Here is a 17332-nt window from a genome sequence, read left to right as displayed (position 1 = left end):
CGTGCCGGACTCCGAGGCCGGGCCGCCCGCCCACGACGGTCCGTACGGGCCGACCGGCCCCGCGGTACTGGAACGGATCGACCTGCCGCGCGGGCCGCTGACGATCCTGCGCCCCGCCGACCCGGACGCGGTCCGGTTCGACGCCGTCACTCACGCCGAGGGGGTCGAGGAGCTGCACCCGCCGCACTGGGCACGGCTGTGGCCCTCGGCGCGGGGGCTCGCCGCCACCGTCGACCGGGCCGGACCGGGCCGGCTGGCCGGACGCCGGGTGCTGGAACTGGGCTGCGGTCTCGGCCTGCCCTCGCTGGTCGCCGCCCGGGCCGGAGCGGTGCCGGTGGTCGCGACCGACCGGTCCCCGGCAGCGGTCGCCTGGGTCGCGGCGAACGCTCGCCGGTCCGGGCTGCGGGTCGAGACCGCCGCCGCATCGTTCGACGACCGGGACCCGCTGCTCGACGCGACCCGCTGGGATCTGGTGCTCGCCTCGGACGTGCTCTACGGCGCGGCCGCCGCCGACGCCCTCACCGAGCTGCTCCCCCGGGTGACCAGCAGGCGGGCCGCGGTGTGGCTGGCCGATCCCGGCCGCCCGGAGACGCCACGCTGGCTGGCGGCGAACAAGGACCGGTGGATCGGGCGGACCCGGCCGCTGCCCGACGGGGTGGATCTGCACGTGCTGCGCCGACGTCCGTGACGGTGCACCGGCCACCGGGGCCCGTGGCGCTCGAGCCGCCGGGTGGTCCGGGGCCGGGAGCCCGGCCCCCGTGGGCTGCCGCCCGCGTCCGGCGAGAATCATGTCGGCTGCACCCCGCAACACCACCACGGGCGTGCCGCACCGCAGAGAGGGCCGATCATCGTCCACCTGAAACCGTCCGCCGCATTCGCCGGGCTCGCGATCACGTTCGCCGTGGTCATGATCGGGACGACGATGCCGACCCCGATGTACGCGCTCTACCAGCACGAGCTCGGGTTCTCCCCGCTGGTACAGACGGTGATCTTCGCGGTCTACGCCGTCGGTGTGCTGACGGCGCTGCTGGTCACCGGCAGCTGGTCCGACCAGCTCGGCCGGCGGCCCGTACTGCTCGCCGGGATCGCCCTCGCCCTGCTGAGCAGCCTGGTCTTCCTGTTCGCCGGTCCGGTGCAGGTCCTGCTGGCCGGACGTGTGCTGTCCGGGTTCTCGGCCGGAATCTTCGCCGGAGCCGCGACCGCGGCCGTGATCGAGGCAGCCCCGCCCGCCTGGCGGAATCGTGGTCCCGCGGTCGCGACCGTGGCGAACATCGGCGGACTCGGACTCGGTGCGGCCCTGGCCGGGCTCGCGGTCCAGTTCCTCCCCGCCCCGCTGCACCTGTCCTTCGCGGTGCACGCCGTCGCCGTCGCGCTCTGCGGACTGCTGGTGCTGGCAGCACCGGAGACGGTCCGGGACCGTCCGGCGCGCCCGGTGCTGCGCCCCCGGGCGCTCACGGTCCCGGGCCCGGTGCGGGCGGTCTTCGCGATCTCGGCGACGGCCGGGATCGCCGGGTTCGCGACGATCGGGCTGTTCACCGCGCTCTCCCCGCGGATCGTCGCCGAGATCATCGGAAACCCGAACCACGCCGTCGCCGGGCTCATGCCGCTGCTGATGTTGGGCTCGTCGGTGATCGCGCAGGTCGTCGTCCGCGACCGCGGGACGGATCGGACGCTCGACGCCGGCTGCGTCCTGCTGGTGCTCGGCGCCGGTCTGGTCGCGCTGTCGGTGGCCCAGGAATCGATGGCCGAGCTGGTCGGTGGCGCCCTGGTGGCGGGCGCCGGTCAGGGCATGACGTTCGCCACCGGGCTCGCCGCGGTGAACAGCCGGGTCGACGCCCAGCAGCGGGCAGGGGTCACCTCGACCTACTTCGTGGTGCTCTACCTCGCGATCTCGGTACCGATCATCGGGCTGGGGGCGGCCAGCCAGGTGTGGGATCTGACGATCGCGGGCATCGTGTTCTGTGCAGGGGTGGCGGTGCTCGCGACGGTCGCGCTCGGAGCGCTGCAGGTGCTCAAGCGCAGCACCGCGACCGAGCGCGACCGGGCAGCTCCCGGCCCCGGAGAGCGAGAGCCCTGAGCCCCGGGCACTGGGCACTGGGCACTGGGCGTGTGCACCCGACGTCGCCCATCGCGATCCCGGGCCGCCGCAGCCCGGCTTCGGCGACGGCGGGTCAGCGGTATCCGGTGGTGTCCGCCGGCAGTCCCGCGTCCTGCACCTCGACCACGTAGCGCCACGCGTCCGGCCGGGAGCCGTCCAGGTCGTCCACCCCGTACTCCCGCCCGAGCTCACCGGAGGAGGTGGAGCGCCCGCTCCACCGGTGCCGCTGCGGGTCGGCGGCCAGCGCCGCGATCCCCCGGCCGACGAACCGCGGCGTCTCGGAGATCGCGAAGTGCGGCACCCGCTCCAGCGCGTCGCGCCAGGTGTCCTCGGTGACGCCGAAGGTCTCCAGCATGATCTCCGACCGCAGCCAGCCCGGGGTGACGGCGACGGCCGTGCCGTCGTGCCCGCGCAGCTCGTGCGCCCAGGATCGGGCGAGCCGGATCGGGGCGATCTTGGCCAGGTCGTAGTAGACGTTGAGCCGGTAGTTCGCCGCGTTGTAGTCGGCCGTCCCGTCGGTGACCTCGACGACGAGCCCGCCCGGCGTGCGCGACAGCAGCCGCAGGGCGTGGTGCGCGGTGACCAGGTGCGTATCGATCGCCAGGCGCAGGGTGCGCAGACCGTTCGCCAGGTCGTGCCGCCAGACCGGGACGTCCCACTCGACCATCAGCTCGCCGCCCCAGATGTCGTTGACCAGGACGTCGAGCCGGCCGTGCTCGCGTTCGATGCGGTCCACCAGGGCGGCGACCGCATCCGGGTCGAGATGGTCGGTGGGGACCGCGATCCCGGTGCCGCCGGCCGCGGTGACGAGCTCCGCGGTGTCCTCGATCGTCTCCGGCCTGCCGTACTCCGACGCCCGGTCGCGGGTGGTCCGGCCGGTGCAGTACACCGTGGCCCCGGCCGCGCCCAGTTCGACCGCGATGCCGCGCCCCGCTCCGCGGGTCGCCCCGGCGACCAGCGCGATCCGCCCGCTGAGTGTCATGCGTCCTCCTCGATAACCGAATGCTCGTTTATATATATACGATGGTCGCATGCCCCGCCACAAGCTGCTGTCCGATTCCGAGGTCCTCGACCACGCACTGGAGCTGATGCATGCGCGCGGACCGCAGGCGCTCACGTTCGCCGCGCTGGCCAGGACGAGCGGGCTCGCCCCGGCCACCCTGGTGCAGCGCTTCGGGAGCAAGGCGGAACTGCTGCACGGGGCGCTGCTGCACGCCTGGGACCGGCTCGAACGGCGGACCGCCGAGCTCGGCGATGCGGCCGCCCCGACGCCGGCGGGCGCGGTCGCCTTCCTGGTGGGACTCTCCGAGCAGTACGGCGGGATCGACAACTACGCCGACGCCCTGCTGGTCCTGCGCGAGGACCTGCTCGATCCCGAGGTCCGGACCCGGGGCACGGCGTGGCACGCCTCGCTCACCACGGTGCTCGACGGCTGCCTGGCCGGGACCCCCGGTGCGCCGCCGGACATCGGCGAGATGGTCGCGACCTACTGGCAGGGCTCGCTGCTGTGGTGGGGATTCGACCCGCGCGAGCCGGTGGTCGAGCACGTCGAGCGGACGCTCACCCGGTTCCTGCACAGCGTGCTGCGACTGCCCACCGGAGACACCGGCCGAGCCTGACCAGCAGGCCCGGCCGGTCTCATCCGGTTCCCAGCTCGTCCCCGGTGACCAGTGGGAACCAGTCCGGAAGCGGCCCGGCCGGAGCAACGGTGTCCCGCGCCGCTACGACCGGCCCGGACAGCTCGCCCACCGTCGCCGCCCGTGCCGTCGTGGTGCCGCGGGCGTCGTGCAGCTTCACCGCGGGGGACGGACGGCGCAGCGCGGCGGTGTACTCCTGCGGGGTGTTGACGTTGAGCAGCGAGTCGAGGTCGGGATCGAGCCGGGCGAGCACCGGATCGGACCGCAGCGTCTCCTCCTCGATCCGGCGCACGTCGACCCGGCCGAACAGCGAGGGCGGCCGGCCCTCGCCGGCCGCAGTCAGCTCGGTGATCACCGGGGCGAGCCCGGTCCGGTAGGCGGCCGCGAGGGGCTGGTGGTGGCCGTGTGCGACCGGCAGCGCGACGTCGTGCTCGCCCAGCAGGTCCAGGATCCGCGCGGCGAACGCCGGATGCAGCAGCGGCAGGTCGGTCGAGGCGACGAACCCGGCGGACACCCGGTCCGCGACCGCCGCCAGTCCGATCCCGATCGCCGGCAGCGGGCCCAGGCCCGGCACCGGATCGTCGAGCACCTCGGTGCCACCGGGCAGCTCCGGCAACGGCTGGCCGGCCGCGCGGACGACCACCAGCGGGCCGTCCACCGCCCGGGAGAGCACGGCGACGGTCCGGGTCAGCAGGGCGGCGCCGTGCCAGTCGAGATCGGCCTTCGGCACCCCCATCCGCGACGACCGGCCGCCGGCCAGCACGATCCCGGCCGCCGCCCGCCGCCCCCCGTAGCCACGCACGCGGGCGATCCTACGACCGGACTCCTACCCTGGAGGTCCGGCCGCGACCCGACCTGCCCGATCGTCGCGCCGGAGGGAGAGGACGAGATGGGACGGTTGACGGTCCGCCGCCCGGTACTGCGGCTCAATGCCGACGGCAGCACCCGGCAGCGCCCGGACACACTGGTGGCCGAGGAACCGCTGGAGATCCGGGTCGACGGGAAGCCGCTGACGGTCACCATGCGCACCCCCGGCCACGACGTCGAGCTCGCGCACGGCTTCCTGCTCACCGAGGGCGTGATCGGGTCGGGGGCGGACCTGTCGACGGCGCGCTACTGCGACTCGCTCGACGAGCAGGGCCGCAACACCTACAACGTGCTCGACGTGGGCCTGGCGCCCGGCGTCGAACCGCCGGACGTCTCGCTCGAGCGGAACTTCTACACGACGTCGTCCTGCGGGGTGTGCGGGAAGGCCTCGCTGGACGCGGTGAAGCTCAAGACCCGCTACTCCCCCGCCACCGACCCGCTGCGGCTGCCCCGAACCGTGCTGCTGGAGCTGCCGGACCGGCTGCGCGAGCGGCAGAAGGTGTTCGGGTCCACCGGCGGGCTGCACGCCGCCGCGCTGTTCGACGCCACCGGTGAGCTGCTGGTGGCCCGGGAGGACGTCGGCAGGCACAACGCGGTCGACAAGGTGCTCGGCCGGATGCTGATGGACGGCCGGGTGCCCGCCGCCGGGACGGTGCTGATGGTCTCCGGGCGGGCATCGTTCGAGCTGGTGCAGAAGGCCGTCATGGCCGGGGTACCCGCACTGGCCGCGGTCTCCGCGCCCTCCTCGCTGGCCGTCGAGCTGGCTGAGGAGGCCGGGATCACCCTGGTCGGGTTCCTCCGGGGTGCGACCGGCAACGTCTACACCGGGGCCGAGCGCATCGAGCTCTGAGCAGCCGGCTCGGCTGTCACGCCGGCGCCGGCGTTCTCACCGCCCGCGCTGTCCCCCGCGCTGTCTGTGCTGCCCGTGCTGTCCGTGCTGCCCTCGTCGTGGCCGGGCGTGCGTGCGGCTCGGTCCTCCGACGACCGGGCCGGGCGGGCCACCGCGGCGACCGTCAGCACGACGAGCGCGCAGCCGGCCAGCTGCCATCCGGTCGGCCGCTCGTCGAGCACCAGCATGCCCAGCAGCACCGACAGCACCGGATGTGCCAGCAGCAGGGCACCCGCCGCGCCCGGCGCCATCCCGGCGGTCCCCCGCCCGATCAGCACCCAGGCCACCACCTGCCCGGCCAGCGCCAGCAGGATCAGCCAGGCCCAGCTCGCGGCGGGCAGGGCGACCGCGATCCCGGCACCCGCGACGCCGACGAGTCCGCAGGTCACGCCCGCACCGACGGTCGCCAGCGCGACCGGGGTGACCAGGTGCCGCGGGTTGCGCCGGGACACCTGGCGGTTCAGGTACAGGAACCCGGCGTAGGCGATCCCGGCGAGCGTGCCGAGCACCGCGCCGCGGACCGGCGCCGGGCCGCCCACACCGGCGCCGAGTACGCCGCCGGCCAGCAGGATCCCGCCGAGCAGCACCGGCGCGGCGAGCAGCTGCCTGCGCGCCATCCGCTCCCCCGCGACCAGGAAGGCGATCAGCGGCAGCGCCAGCACCTGCACGTTGAGGACCACGTTCGCGATCCCGGATCCGGCGTCGAGCACCGCCCGCGTCCAGAGCAGGAAGTCGGCCCCCAGCAGCACCCCGGAGAGCAGCGCCCAGCCGGCCGCGGCCGGCGCCACCGGGCCGTGCCTGCGGTACTCCGCCAGCGCCCACGGAACCAGCACCACCAGCGCGAGCACGCAGCGCCAGAACGACGCGGTGGCCGGGTCGGCTCCGGACAGCGCGACCAGGATCCCGGTCCACGCGAGCACCGACGCCCCGGCGAGCAACGCGACGGCCGCACGCGGATCGGTGGGCAGGGGCGCGGGGACGCGGGATGCGGCGGGAGCGGTCACGTGATCCAGGCTCCCCAGCGCGATCGAAAAGCACCAATGACTGTTTCTGCGCTGTACTGCTTAGCTGTGATTTAGACTCGGGCTGTGATCACGTGGGACCGGCTCCGGGTGTTCGCCGTCGTCGCCGAGCACGGTTCGGTCGGCGGGGCGGCCGCCGCACTGCACATCACCGGCCCGGCCGTCACCCAGCAGCTGCGCAGGCTGGAGCGGGAGGCCGGTACCCGTCTGGTGGAGCCGGACGGCCGGGGCATCCGGCTGACCGCGGCCGGGCATGTCCTCGCCGGGCACGCGGCGTCGATCGCCGGTGCGGTCGCCGACGCCGAACGCGATCTGGCCGCTCTGCAGGACGAGGTGGCCGGGCCGCTGCGGATCGGTTCGGTCGCCTCCGCGTTGCGCGCGCTGCTCCCCGAGGTCCTCGGCGCGCTGGCGGCCGAGCACCCGCGTCTGATCCCGACCGTGCAGGACGGCGAGGTGGTCGATCTGCTGCCCGCGCTGCGCTCCCGCGACCTGGACGCGGTGCTGCTGGAGAGCTGGACGCACCACCCGGCCCGGCTCCCGCCGGGCGTCCGGGTGACGACGCTGGTCACCGAGCCGGTACTGCTCGCCGTCCCGCAGGGGCACCGGGTCGCCGATCGCGATCCGGCGCCGCTGGGCGAGCTGGCCGGTGAGGTGTGGGCGTCCAGCCCGGCCGGCACCGAGCCCTACGAGGCGCTGGTGCAGCTGCTGCGGGCGAACGACGTCGAGCCCGAGATCCGCTACCTGTTCGCGGACTTCACCACCCAGCTCGCGCTGGTGCGGGCCGGGCTGGCGGTCGCGGTGGTGCCCGGGGTCGCCGTGACCCCGCCGCCGGACGGGGTGCGGTTCCTGTCCTGCACCCCGGCGATCGGGCGGTCCCTGGTACTGGCCACCCGCGAGCAGGACGCGGCGCTGCCCCCGTTGCGTGCGCTCGGCACCGCGCTGCGGACAGCGGCCGGACGAGCGGTCGCCGCCGCCCCGGACCCGGGATCCGGGTCCGGGGGCAGAGACAGAGACACAGACACAGACACAGCCCGGATCAGGCCAGCAGCTCCCGGACCTTCGGGATGACCTGCGTCCCGTAGAGCTCCACGGCCTTGCGCCGTGCCGACACCGGCTGCGGCCCGACGGTGTAGATGAGATCGAAGCGCTCGGCGCCGACCGCGCGCACCGAGTCGGCGATCTTGCGGGCCACCGTCTCCGGGGACCCCACGTGCAGCGCGCCCTGCTCGATCTCGGCCTCGAACCGCTCCCGGGCCATCGGCGGCCAGCCGCGCTGGGCCCCGATCAGATCCATCTGCGCCTTGTACGGCGGGTAGAAGACCTCGCGGGCCTCCTCGTCGGTGGCCGCGACGAAGCCGGGTGCGTGCATACCGACCGGGCGCGCCGGGTTCCCGAACTGCTCGACCGCACGGTGGTAGAGATCCACGTACGGTGCGAACCGCTCGGGCGGGCCGCCGATGATGGCCAGCATCAGGCCCAGGTCGTGGTGGGCGGTGCGGACGACCGACTCCGGGGAGCCGCCGACGCCGACCCAGACCGGAATCCGGCGGCCCGCCTTCGGGAACACCTCGACGGAGTCCAGCCCGGCCCGGGTGGTGCCCTGCCAGGTGACGGGCTTCTCGTCGAGGAGCTTGACGAACAGGTCCAGCTTCTCGTCGAACAGCACCTCGTAGTCGCTCATGTCGTAGCCGAACAGCGGGAACGACTCGGTGAACGACCCGCGCCCGACGATCACCTCGGCGCGGCCGTCGGACAGCGCGTCGAGTGTGGCGAACCGCTGGTACACCCGTACCGGGTCGTCGGAGCTCAGCACCGTCACGCCGGAGGACAGCCGGATCCGGGAGGTCCGGCTGGCGATCCCGGCGAGCACGGTCTCCGGCGTGGAGATCGAGTACTCGGGGCGGTGGTGCTCCCCCAGTGCGACGACGTCGACGCCGGCCTGGTCGGCCAGCACCACCTCGTCGACCACCTGTCGGATCGCCTGTGGATGCGGGAGCAGCACACCCTGGTCGTCCGTCGGGACGTCGCCGAAGGTGTCCAGTCCGAACTCGATCTCGCTCATGTACCGCCCAACGTAGTTGATGCTTCAATCATTCCAGGGTCGCATCCCGCCCGTCGAGCGCCTCGCGGTACACGCGTTCGGCCACCGTCAGGTACCGCTCGATCCCGGCCCGCTCCGGCGCCGGGAGCCCGGCCAGCAGCTCCCCCAGCGGCGCGCGGACCCGGTCCAGCAGCGCGGCCAGCCCGTCCGGCAGCACGCCGGTGTGCTCGACCAGCACCCGCCGCCGATCGTCCGGATCGGCGACCCGCCGGGCCAGCCCCGCGGCCACCAGGCGATCCACCACCCGGGTCGCCGAGCCCGCCGTCAGCCCGAGCCGCCCGCCGAGGGCTCCGGTGGTCGTCGGACCGTCCAGCTCCAGCAGGCTCGCCGCCTGGTAGTCGGTCGACCCGATTCCGGACCGCTCGGCCGCATGCAGGTGGAACCGGACGACGGCGGCGAGATAGCGACGATAGGTCGCCGGGTCGTGCTCATCGCTCATCGCGCCTCCCGAGATTTACTTGCGCTTATGCAAGCTCTGCGTGTAAGCAATTATTGCACACACGCAATCGATTGGAGAGTCATGACCCGATCCGCCCCGCCCCAGCACGTCGACACCTCCGCCGCCGAGAAGGTTCGTTCCGGTGCGGCCTCGGTGCCATCCGGAAGAGCGCCGGGTGCCGGAGGGCGCCGGCTGCGCGCGGCCGCGATCACCGTCGCGGTCGTCGCCGCCCTGGGCCTCGGCACGTACACCTGGATCTCTGCGACCTCCACACCCACCGCCACCGGAGTGCCCGACTGTGGCACCGCACCGGTGACCGGACCCGCCCTCGCGGGCGGCGCCGAGCATGTGGCGGTGTGTTCGGCGATCGGCGCGCTCACCGCGGCCTGGAACGCCGGGGACGCCGACGCCTACGGTGCGGCCTTCACCGCCGACGCCACCTACACCAGCTGGATCGGCACGCACTACGCCGGCCGGGAGGACATCGTCGAGGGCCATCGGGCGCTGTTCGGCGGCGTCCTCGCCGGGACCCGGCTGACCGACTCGTACCTGTCGGTACGGTTCGTGCATCCCGACGTCGCCGTCGTCTCGACCCGGGGCGACACGTACGAGGGCGCCGATCCGCCGCGCGCCCCCGGCAAGGTGCAGACCTACACGGTCGTCCGGGACGGCGAGCGGTGGCGGATCGCGTCGTTCCACAACACGAAGCGGAACGCGCTGATGGAACGCATCCAGTTCCTGGTCGATCCCGGGTCGCGGCCGATCGCGGAGCGGTGAGCCCCGCGGGATCACCGCTCGCGGGCGTGCAGGTGCCGGAGCAGGTTGGCCGAGAACCGGTCGCCGGTCATGTCCATCGTCGTCTGCATCGTGCGGGTCACGACCGGCGCCGCCAGCCGGGACAGCGGCATGTCGACGTGCAGCGACAGCGAGATCTCCAGGTGGGTGGCGGGCGCCCCGTCGGCACCGGGCTCGGCGTCGGTGAGCGCATAGTGGCCCTCGGCGCCCGCCCACTCGGTCACCCCCGGTGGTGGGGTGTGCGTGAACTCGATCCGCTTGCCCTCGGTGAAGGTCATCCGCTCGGTGAACACCGGCTTGATGCCGACCCCGAGTACGGCGATCTGCACCAGGTGCCAGCGCCACCAGATGCCGTCGTCGTCCTCGGTCGCGTCGATCCGGCTGAGCAGCGGGGTCAGCTTCGGCAGCAGCCGCGGATCGGTCAGCACCCGCCACACCGCCATCCGGTCCGCGGTGACGACCGCCTCCGACTCGGTGGTGGCGGAGAACCGGGTCAGGAGTCGCCGCCCTCGTCCAGCGCGCCCTCCGCGGCCGCGGCGTCGTCACCACCGGCGACGTCGGGGTCCGAATCCTGGGTCCCGCGGTTCGCTGCGGGGAGCAGCCCGGCCAGCGCGTCACGCTCGATCCGGCGGAAGGTACGGCGCGCCCGGGACCGGTCGAGGACCGCGATCTCCAGCGCGTCCGCCCCGAGCACCCGGGGCTGGGCGTTGCTGCCGTTGCCGCCCGACGCCGGATCGGCGCCCGGCACCTGCAGACCGCCGAGCGCGACGGCGATCGCCGCCTCCAGCTCCAGGCCGGCCTCGTAGGTCTCGCTCAGCTTCGTCGAGATCGGCTCGGTCTGGCCGCCCATCACCACGAACCGCGGCTCGTCGGTGATCGAGCCGTCGTAGGTGATCCGGTAGAGCTGGTCACCGTCCGGCCGCTCCCCCACCTCGGCGACGCACAGCTCCACCTCGAACGGCTTCTGCTGCTCGACGAACGCCGTGCCCAGCGCCTGCGCGTAGGCGTTGGCCAGCATCCGGCCGGTCACGTCACGCCGGTCGTAGGTGAAGCCGCGGTAGTCGGCCATCCGGATGCCCCCGGTACGCAGGTTCTCGAACTCGTTGTACCGGCCGACCGCGGCGAAGCCGATCCGGTCGTAGATCTCGGAGACCTTGCGCAGCGACGTGCCGCGGTTCTCGGCGACGAACAGCACGCCCCCGGCATAGGTCAGCACGACCACGCTGCGCCCGCGGGCGATCCCCTTGCGGGCGAGCTCCGAGCGGTCGCGCAGCAGCTGGTCGACGGAGGAGTAGAACGGCATCGTCATGGGGAGCGCTCCAGTGGCTCGTGCGGTGCGGGCGGCGGCGGGGGGACGCGGGTCAGCGGGAGGGCCCGCCGGGGCGCTCGGTGCGCCCGGCGATGACCTGCTCGACGACATCGGCGATCTCGTCCTCGCCGCGGCGGGTCGCCCCGTCGGCGTCGATCCCGACGACCACCGGGTAGATCCGGCGGACCGTGTCCGGGCCGCCGGTCGCGGTGTCGTCGTCGGCGGCGTCGTAGAGCGCCTCGATCGCCGTCCGTACCGCGCCCGCGAGATCCGCGGCCGGGTCGTGCAGCTTCTTCAGCGACGACTTCGCGAAGATCGAGCCGGAGCCGACCGCGTGGAAGCCGAGGTTCTCGTCGTACCGGCCGCCGGTCGGGTCGAAGGTGACGATGCGACCGGCCCTGGCCGGGTCGGCGATGTCGGTGTCGTACCCGGCGAACAGCGGGACCACGACGAAGCCCTGCATCGCCGCGCCCAGGTTCTGCCGGACCATCCCGGCCAGCCGGTTCGCCTTGCCGTCGAGCGAGAGCGGGACGCCCTCGAGCTTCTCGTAGTTCTCCAGGTCGACGCTGAACAGCCGGACCATCTCCAGCGCGATCCCGGCCGAGCCGGCGATCCCGACGGCCGAGTGCTCGTCGGTGACGAAGACCTTCTCGATGTCGCGCTGGGCGATCACGTTGCCCGAGGTCGCGCGCCGGTCACCGGCGATGACCACGCCACCGGCGTAGGTCAGAGCGATGATCGTGGTGCCGTGCGGCACGCCGAGCGCGTCGGCGGCGTTCCCGCCGTGCGCGGGCGACGCCGCGATCCCGGCGCCCGGCAACAGGTGCGGTGCCGTGGCCCCGACGAAATCCGCGAACGACTCGGATCCGGTGAGGAAGGTGCCGAGCTGACCTGTGTGGCGCCCGGGCACGATCCCGGGTGTGACCGACGGCCGGAACTCCATCTTCGGGTACGTGCCTCTCGTTCGAGCTGCGTGCGCCGGACACCCCGCCCGGCGGCGGGGGTTCCGGCACGGCCGGGCCCGCTGATGCGGACCCGGCCGGGACGGTAGTACGGGAACGGGCGGGGCGCCCGCGCGACGCCGGTCAGCCGGCGCGGCGCCGTCGGGTCACTCGCCGCCCTTCTGGACGTAGGACCGGACGAAGTCCTCCGCGTTCTCCTCCAGGACGTCGTCGATCTCGTCGAGGATGGTGTCCACGTCCTCGCCGAGCTTCTCGCGGCGCTCCTGCCCGGATCCGGAGGCGCCCTCCGCGGACTCGTCGTCGCCGTCGCCACCGCCCTGGCGCTTCGTCTGCTCCTGCGACATGACGTCTCCTCCTCGCACTGAGCCGGTCGAGACCCACCGGATCCGGCCACCATCACCCACTCGACCACCGGCTCGACCCACCGGCTCGGAAATCACCGGTGTGCCGGACCGCATCCGGTATGTACTCACCCTACCGATCGGCACCGACAAAATCGCCTGTTGCGCGATGGTGCGTCGCCCGGACGGCGTCAGTGCGCTGTGAGCTTGTCCACCAGCTCCTCGGCGCTGGACACCGCGTCGAACAGCTCCCCGACGTGCTTGCGGGTGCCCCGCAGCGGCTCCAGCGTCGGGATCCGCACCAGCGACTCGCGACCCAGGTCGAAGATCACCGAGTCCCAGGACGCGGCGGCCACCTCCGCCGGGTAACGGCTCATACAGGTACCCCGGAAGTACGCCCGGGTGTCCTCCGGCGGCTCCGTCATCGCCGCCATCACCTGCTCCTCGGAGACCAGCCTGCGCATCGAGCCCCTGGTCACCAGCCGGTTGTAGAGGCCCTTGGCCAGCCGGACGTCGGAGTACTGCAGGTCGACCATGCCCAGCCGGCCGGACGCCCACGTCAGGCCGTCCCGCTCACGGTAGGCCTCGAGCAGTTTGAGCTTCGCCGTCCAGTCCAGCCGGTCCGCGGTGAGCATCGGGTCGCGGGCCAGGTCGGTCAGCACCGACTCCCACTCCTCGACGACCTCGCGGGTGTCCGGGTCCCAGTCCGACCGCTGGTTGCCGACGATCTCCTCCAGGTAGGCGACCGCACGGGTCAGGTACTCCTCCTGCAGGTTCAGCCCGGTCAGCTTCTGGCCGTCGGCCAGTGGAACGGTCTGCCGCAGGGTCGGGTCGTGGCTGATCCGGGACACCGACTTCACCGGCTCGGCCAGCCGCAGATCCTCGAACGAGCGGCCGTGCTCGATCATGTCGAGCACCAGCGCCGTGGTGCCGACCTTGAGCAGCGTCGCGATCTCGGAGAGGTTCGCGTCACCGATGATGACGTGCAGTCTGCGGTACTTGTCGGCGTCGGCGTGCGGCTCGTCGCGGGTGTTGATGATGCCGCGCTTGAGCGTGGTCTCCAGGCCGACCTCGACCTCGATGTAGTCCGAGCGCTGCGCCAGCTGATATCCGGGATCGTCACCCTGCTGGCCCAGCCCGACCCGCCCGGAGCCGCAGACCACCTGGCGGGACACGAAGAACGGGGTGAGCCCGGTGACGATCGAGGGGAACGTCGTGGTCCGGGCCATCAGGTAGTTCTCGTGCGACCCGTAGCTGGCGCCCTTGCCGTCGACGTTGTTCTTGTAGAGCTGCATCCGGGGTGCGCCCGGCACGGTCGCCGCCCGGTTCGCCGCCTCGAGCATGATCCGCTCGCCGGCCTTGTCCCAGATCACGACGTCGCGCGGGGTCAGCACCTCGGGGGTGGCGAACTCCGGGTGCGCGTGGTCGACGTAGAACCGGGCGCCGTTGGTCAGGATGACGTTGGCCGCGCCGAGATCGTCGAGGTCGGTGTCGAGCTGGGGCGCCAGCGACGGCGCCGACAGGTCGAACCCGCGGGCGTCGCGCAGCGGCGACTCGACCTCGTAGTCCCAGCGTGCCCGCCGGTTGCGCGGGACGTCCGCGGCGGCGGCGTAGGCCAGCACCACCTGGGTGGAGGTCACCACCGGGTTCGCGGTCGGGTCGCCCGGCACCGCGATGCCGTACTCGACCTCGGTCCCCATGATCCGCCGTGCCGTCACATCCGGCTCCCTGCACGAGACTGCATCATCCGAGCCTAACCGTCACCGGGCCCGGCGCGACCCCGCCGCGCTGCCGAGTCGACCACTGTCCGATCATCGCGGTCGTGACCGACCCCGCACGCGAACGCCTGACGCTCTTCGACGCCGAGGGCAGGCCCACCGGCGCCGCCGAGCGGGGTGAGGTCTACGCGCGGTCGCTGTGGCACGCCAGCACCGCCGTCGCCCTGCGCAGCACCGACGGCGAGCGGATCTACGTGCATCGCCGCACCGACACAAAGATGATCATGGCCGGCCGGTGGGGCTGCTGGGCGGGCGGCGTGCTCGGGGAGGGCGAGGCGCCGGACGCGGGCGCGGCCCGCGAGCTGGCCGAGGAACTCGGCATCACCGGCGTCGCGCTGCGACCGCTGTTCGTGCTGGCCTTCGACGCCTCCGCACTGGGCATCGACACCGGCCCCGGCACCGGCCCGCACGGCCTGCGGGCACACATGCACGCCTACCAGGTCTTCTCCGACGGGCCGGTCGTCCATCAGGCGTCCGAGGTCGCCGAGGGCGCCTGGTGGACCCTCGACGAGCTGCGTGCCCGGCTCGGCTCACCGGAGTACCCGTGGGCCCCCGACGGCTTCTGGATCACCCGGCGCTGGCTCGACGGCGACGTCGGTTAGGGTTCCCGCCTGCGCGTTTACCACCAGGTAACCTCCGTCACCCACACCGGTCACTGGATCGGTCAATACCCGGCGGGTCGCGCGACGACCGGACGGGGAGGGCCCAGCGTGGGGTCTCCGCCACCGACTCGACCGGCAGCACCGCGCACCGGTACCCACCACCAGCACCCACGCAGCACACTGGAGTCCGCCATGGTCAGCATCTCGGTCTCGGCCCGGTCCCTCGCCGCCGCCCGGCTGATCGATCCCGATGTCAACACCGCCGCCGTGCAGGCCGCGGTCGAGGCCGCCCTCGCGGCGGAGCGCCAGGAGAAGAAGCGCGAGGCCGACCGGCCGGCCGCCCGCCGCGAGCACACCGCGGGCCGCGAACCGGACCGCCGCACCGACTGAACGGGACCGGACGGACCTCGGGCCCGCACCCCGGGTGGGGTACGGGCCCGACGGCACCGCGTTCGCCGCGTCAGAGGTTGATCATGTGGCCGGCCAGGCCGTGGATCGCCTCCTGCAGGCCCTCCGACAGGGTCGGGTGGGCGTGCACGTTGCGGGCCATCTCGTGGACGGTCAGGTCCCACTTCTGGGCCAGCGTCAGCTCGGGCAGCAGCTCGGTGGCCTCGGCACCGATGATGTGCCCACCGAGCAGCTCGCCGTGGGTGTCGTCGGAGATCAGCTTGACGAAGCCGTTCGGCTCGGCCATGCCCTGCGCCTTGCCGTTCGCCGTGTACGGGAACTGGGCGACCTTGACCTTCCAGCCCTTCTCGTCGGCGAGCTGCTCGGCCTCGGCCTGGGTGTACCCGAAGCTCGCGACCTGCGGCGAGCAGAACGTCGCCCGCGGCATCATCTTGTAGTCGAGCTCCTGGGTCTCGGCGCCCGCGAGGGTCTCCGAGGCCACGATGCCCTGGGCCTCCGCCACGTGCGCCAGCATCAGCTTGGCGGTGACGTCGCCGATCGCGTAGACGTGCTCGACGTTGGTGCGCATCCGGTCGTCGATCGCGATGGCGCCGCGCTCGGTCAGCTCGACGCCCAGCTTCTCGAGGCCGAAGCCGTCCACCCGGGGGGCGAAGCCGATGGCCTGGACGACCTTGTCGGCGCGCAGCTCCTGGGTGCCCTTGGCGTCGGAGACGGTGACCGTGACGCCGTTGCCGTCGTCGGTGATCGACTCCACCTTGGTCGACGTGCGGACGGTCACGCCCAGCTTCTTGTAGCGCTTGAGCAGCTCCTTGGACACGTCGGCGTCCTCGAGCGGGAGCAGCCGGTCCAGGTACTCGACGATGGTGACGTCGACGCCGTAATTGGCCAGCACGTAGGCGAACTCGACCCCGATCGCCCCGGCGCCGGCGATGACGACGCTGTTCGGCAGCTCACGGGTGAGGATCTGCTCCTCGTAGGTCACCACCCGCTCGGACAGCTCGGTGCCCGGCAGCAGCTTCACCGTCGACCCGGAGGCGATGATCACGTCGTCGTAGGTGACGGTGTCCGAACCGCCCTTCGAGAGATCGACCTCGATCTCGCCCGGCTTGGTGAACCGGCCGAACCCGTCGATCTCGGTGATCTTGTTCTTCTTCATCAGGAAGTGCACGCCCTTGACCCGGCCGTCCGCGACGGTCCGGCTGCGGTCGAAGGCGACACCGAAGTCGAACGTGACGTCGCCGGAGAGCCCGAAGGTCTTCTGCTCCTTGGTGACGATGTGGGCGATCTCGGCGTTGCGCAGCAGCGCTTTGGACGGGATGCAGCCCACGTTCAGGCACACCCCGCCCCAGTACTTCTCCTCGATCACCGCCACACTGCGGCCGAGCTGGGCGGCACGAATGGCCGCCACGTATCCACCGGGTCCGGCTCCGAGCACGACGACGTCGAAATGAGGCATGCGCCCAGCCTAGGATGCGCGGGCCGCGCCGGGGCCGTCCGGTCCTGCGTCACCGGTCACCGGCCACTGCCCGGCGCCGGACAGGTGCTCCACCACCGTCTCGCAGGCCTCCCGGAGCCCGGCCTGCTGGGCCGGGGTGAGCCCGTCGAACAGTGCTTCCCGCACGCTCTCGACGTGATCGGGTGCGGCGGTGCGCAGCACCTCGAACCCCTCGTCGGTCAGCTCGGCCAGCTGGCCGCGGCGATCGGTGGGACAGGACCGGCGGACGACCCAGCCGGCCTCCTCCATCCGGGCCACCGCATGGGACAGGCGGCTGCGCGACGACCACGAGGACTCGGCGAGCACGCTCATCCGGAGGGTCCGGCCGGGCGCCTCGGAGAGCCGGACCAGGATCTCGTAGTAGGCCTGCGGCATCCCGGCGTTCGATTGCAGGCGACGCTCGACGTGCTCCAGGACCAGTCGCTGCGTCGCCAGGAAGGCCCGCCAGGTCCGCTGCTCCTCGTCGTCGAGCCAGCGCGTGTGCTCCACGTCACCCTCCGGAATTGTTGAGCGCTCATCTTGTTGGTCCTAGTATCGCCCTCAACAAGTGAGAGTTCAACTATGAATCTGCGGTACCCCAGCACATCGG

Annotated in this window: 20 protein-coding genes; 8 read left to right on the top strand and 12 right to left on the bottom strand. The window is 72.7% G+C overall.

Going from position 1 to position 17332, the window contains the following annotated elements:
• The first annotated feature begins 1 nt into the window (after position 1).
• Together Pdca_RS16660 and Pdca_RS16655 are read left to right on the top strand one after the other, a co-directional pair.
• Complete coding sequence (locus tag Pdca_RS16660) at positions 2-688, top strand: class I SAM-dependent methyltransferase (protein ID WP_158092120.1); 687 nt, start codon at positions 2-4, stop codon at positions 686-688.
• 42 nt (positions 689-730) lie between these two features.
• A complete protein-coding gene (locus Pdca_RS16655; RefSeq protein WP_269462862.1) occupies positions 731-2077 on the top strand; it encodes an MFS transporter in 1347 nt (448 codons plus the stop codon).
• 94 nt (positions 2078-2171) lie between these two features.
• Here Pdca_RS16655 and Pdca_RS16650 read toward each other — a convergent pair whose 3' ends face one another.
• Complete coding sequence (locus Pdca_RS16650; RefSeq protein ID WP_085912290.1) at positions 2172-3080, bottom strand: SDR family oxidoreductase; 909 nt, start codon at positions 3078-3080, stop codon at positions 2172-2174.
• 49 nt (positions 3081-3129) lie between these two features.
• On the opposite strand from Pdca_RS16650, the gene Pdca_RS16645 reads away from it, so the two are divergent.
• Positions 3130-3717, top strand: coding sequence for a TetR/AcrR family transcriptional regulator (locus Pdca_RS16645; RefSeq protein ID WP_085912289.1), 588 nt, complete (start codon positions 3130-3132; stop codon positions 3715-3717).
• Positions 3718-3736: 19 nt separating this feature from the next.
• Here the strand turns inward: Pdca_RS16645 and mobA are convergent, their stop codons facing one another.
• Positions 3737-4537: a molybdenum cofactor guanylyltransferase gene (gene mobA, locus Pdca_RS16640; protein ID WP_085912288.1), complete on the bottom strand. Its 801-nt coding sequence runs from the start codon at positions 4535-4537 to the stop codon at positions 3737-3739.
• Positions 4538-4624: 87 nt separating this feature from the next.
• Between mobA and fdhD the strand changes: the two genes are divergently transcribed.
• Positions 4625-5452 (top strand): formate dehydrogenase accessory sulfurtransferase FdhD, encoded by an 828-nt coding sequence (gene fdhD / locus Pdca_RS16635; RefSeq protein ID WP_085912287.1) that lies wholly within the window; start codon positions 4625-4627, stop codon positions 5450-5452.
• Here the strand turns inward: fdhD and Pdca_RS16630 are convergent.
• Entirely contained in the window at positions 5422-6495 is a 1074-nt protein-coding gene (locus tag Pdca_RS16630; RefSeq protein ID WP_085912286.1) for a DMT family transporter, read from the bottom strand. The two genes, fdhD and Pdca_RS16630, sit on opposite strands and share 31 nt — an antisense overlap.
• Positions 6496-6579: 84 nt before the next feature.
• Here Pdca_RS16630 and Pdca_RS16625 point away from each other — a divergent pair, with 84 nt between their 5' ends.
• The gene (locus Pdca_RS16625; RefSeq protein WP_085912285.1) at positions 6580-7581 is read left to right on the top strand and encodes a LysR family transcriptional regulator; all 1002 of its coding nucleotides are present in this window, start codon (positions 6580-6582) and stop codon (positions 7579-7581) included.
• Here Pdca_RS16625 and Pdca_RS16620 read toward each other — a convergent pair.
• Positions 7550-8575 (bottom strand): LLM class flavin-dependent oxidoreductase, encoded by a 1026-nt coding sequence (locus Pdca_RS16620; RefSeq protein WP_085912284.1) that lies wholly within the window; start codon positions 8573-8575, stop codon positions 7550-7552. The genes Pdca_RS16625 and Pdca_RS16620 overlap by 32 nt on opposite strands.
• Before the next feature lie 28 nt (positions 8576-8603).
• Entirely contained in the window at positions 8604-9053 is a 450-nt protein-coding gene (locus Pdca_RS16615; protein ID WP_085912283.1) for a MarR family winged helix-turn-helix transcriptional regulator, read from the bottom strand.
• An 81-nt stretch (positions 9054-9134) separates the two neighbouring features.
• Here Pdca_RS16615 and Pdca_RS16610 point away from each other — a divergent pair, with 81 nt between their 5' ends.
• On the top strand, positions 9135-9830 hold the full coding sequence (locus Pdca_RS16610; RefSeq protein ID WP_085912282.1) for an SgcJ/EcaC family oxidoreductase: 696 nt from the start codon (positions 9135-9137) through the stop codon (positions 9828-9830).
• A gap of 11 nt (positions 9831-9841) precedes the next feature.
• Here the strand turns inward: Pdca_RS16610 and Pdca_RS16605 are convergent, their stop codons facing one another.
• The 5 genes from Pdca_RS16605 to dop all read right to left on the bottom strand — a co-directional run bounded on the left by Pdca_RS16605 (position 9842) and on the right by dop (position 14160).
• A complete protein-coding gene (locus Pdca_RS16605; protein ID WP_085912281.1) occupies positions 9842-10291 on the bottom strand; it encodes an SRPBCC family protein in 450 nt (149 codons plus the stop codon).
• A 50-nt stretch (positions 10292-10341) separates the two neighbouring features.
• Positions 10342-11157 (bottom strand): proteasome subunit alpha, encoded by an 816-nt coding sequence (gene prcA / locus Pdca_RS16600; RefSeq protein ID WP_085912280.1) that lies wholly within the window; start codon positions 11155-11157, stop codon positions 10342-10344.
• A 52-nt stretch (positions 11158-11209) separates the two neighbouring features.
• Positions 11210-12100 carry a proteasome subunit beta gene (gene prcB, locus Pdca_RS16595; RefSeq protein ID WP_085912279.1) on the bottom strand — a complete coding sequence of 297 codons (891 nt, stop codon included), beginning with the start codon at positions 12098-12100 and terminating at the stop codon, positions 11210-11212.
• Between the two features lie 165 nt (positions 12101-12265).
• On the bottom strand, positions 12266-12463 hold the full coding sequence (locus Pdca_RS16590) for a ubiquitin-like protein Pup (RefSeq protein ID WP_085912278.1): 198 nt from the start codon (positions 12461-12463) through the stop codon (positions 12266-12268).
• A 188-nt stretch (positions 12464-12651) separates the two neighbouring features.
• On the bottom strand, positions 12652-14160 hold the full coding sequence (dop, locus tag Pdca_RS16585) for a depupylase/deamidase Dop (protein WP_085912352.1): 1509 nt from the start codon (positions 14158-14160) through the stop codon (positions 12652-12654).
• A 122-nt stretch (positions 14161-14282) separates the two neighbouring features.
• On the opposite strand from dop, the gene Pdca_RS16580 reads away from it, so the two are divergent.
• Positions 14283-14840 (top strand): NUDIX hydrolase, encoded by a 558-nt coding sequence (locus Pdca_RS16580; protein WP_085912277.1) that lies wholly within the window; start codon positions 14283-14285, stop codon positions 14838-14840.
• Positions 14841-15032: 192 nt separating this feature from the next.
• Positions 15033-15230: a hypothetical protein gene (locus Pdca_RS16575; protein ID WP_085912276.1), complete on the top strand. Its 198-nt coding sequence runs from the start codon at positions 15033-15035 to the stop codon at positions 15228-15230.
• Between the two features lie 70 nt (positions 15231-15300).
• On the opposite strand, the gene lpdA is transcribed toward Pdca_RS16575, so the two are convergent.
• Entirely contained in the window at positions 15301-16704 is a 1404-nt protein-coding gene (gene lpdA / locus Pdca_RS16570; RefSeq protein ID WP_085912275.1) for a dihydrolipoyl dehydrogenase, read from the bottom strand.
• A gap of 9 nt (positions 16705-16713) precedes the next feature.
• Positions 16714-17232, bottom strand: a complete 519-nt coding sequence (locus Pdca_RS16565; RefSeq protein WP_085912274.1) for a MarR family winged helix-turn-helix transcriptional regulator — start codon at positions 17230-17232, stop codon at positions 16714-16716.
• Between the last annotated feature and the right edge of the window lie 100 nt (positions 17233-17332).

Source organism: Pseudonocardia autotrophica (genome assembly GCF_003945385.1).
GTDB lineage: Bacteria > Actinomycetota > Actinomycetes > Mycobacteriales > Pseudonocardiaceae > Pseudonocardia > Pseudonocardia autotrophica.
This window is presented reverse-complemented; position numbering and strand designations above follow the sequence as displayed.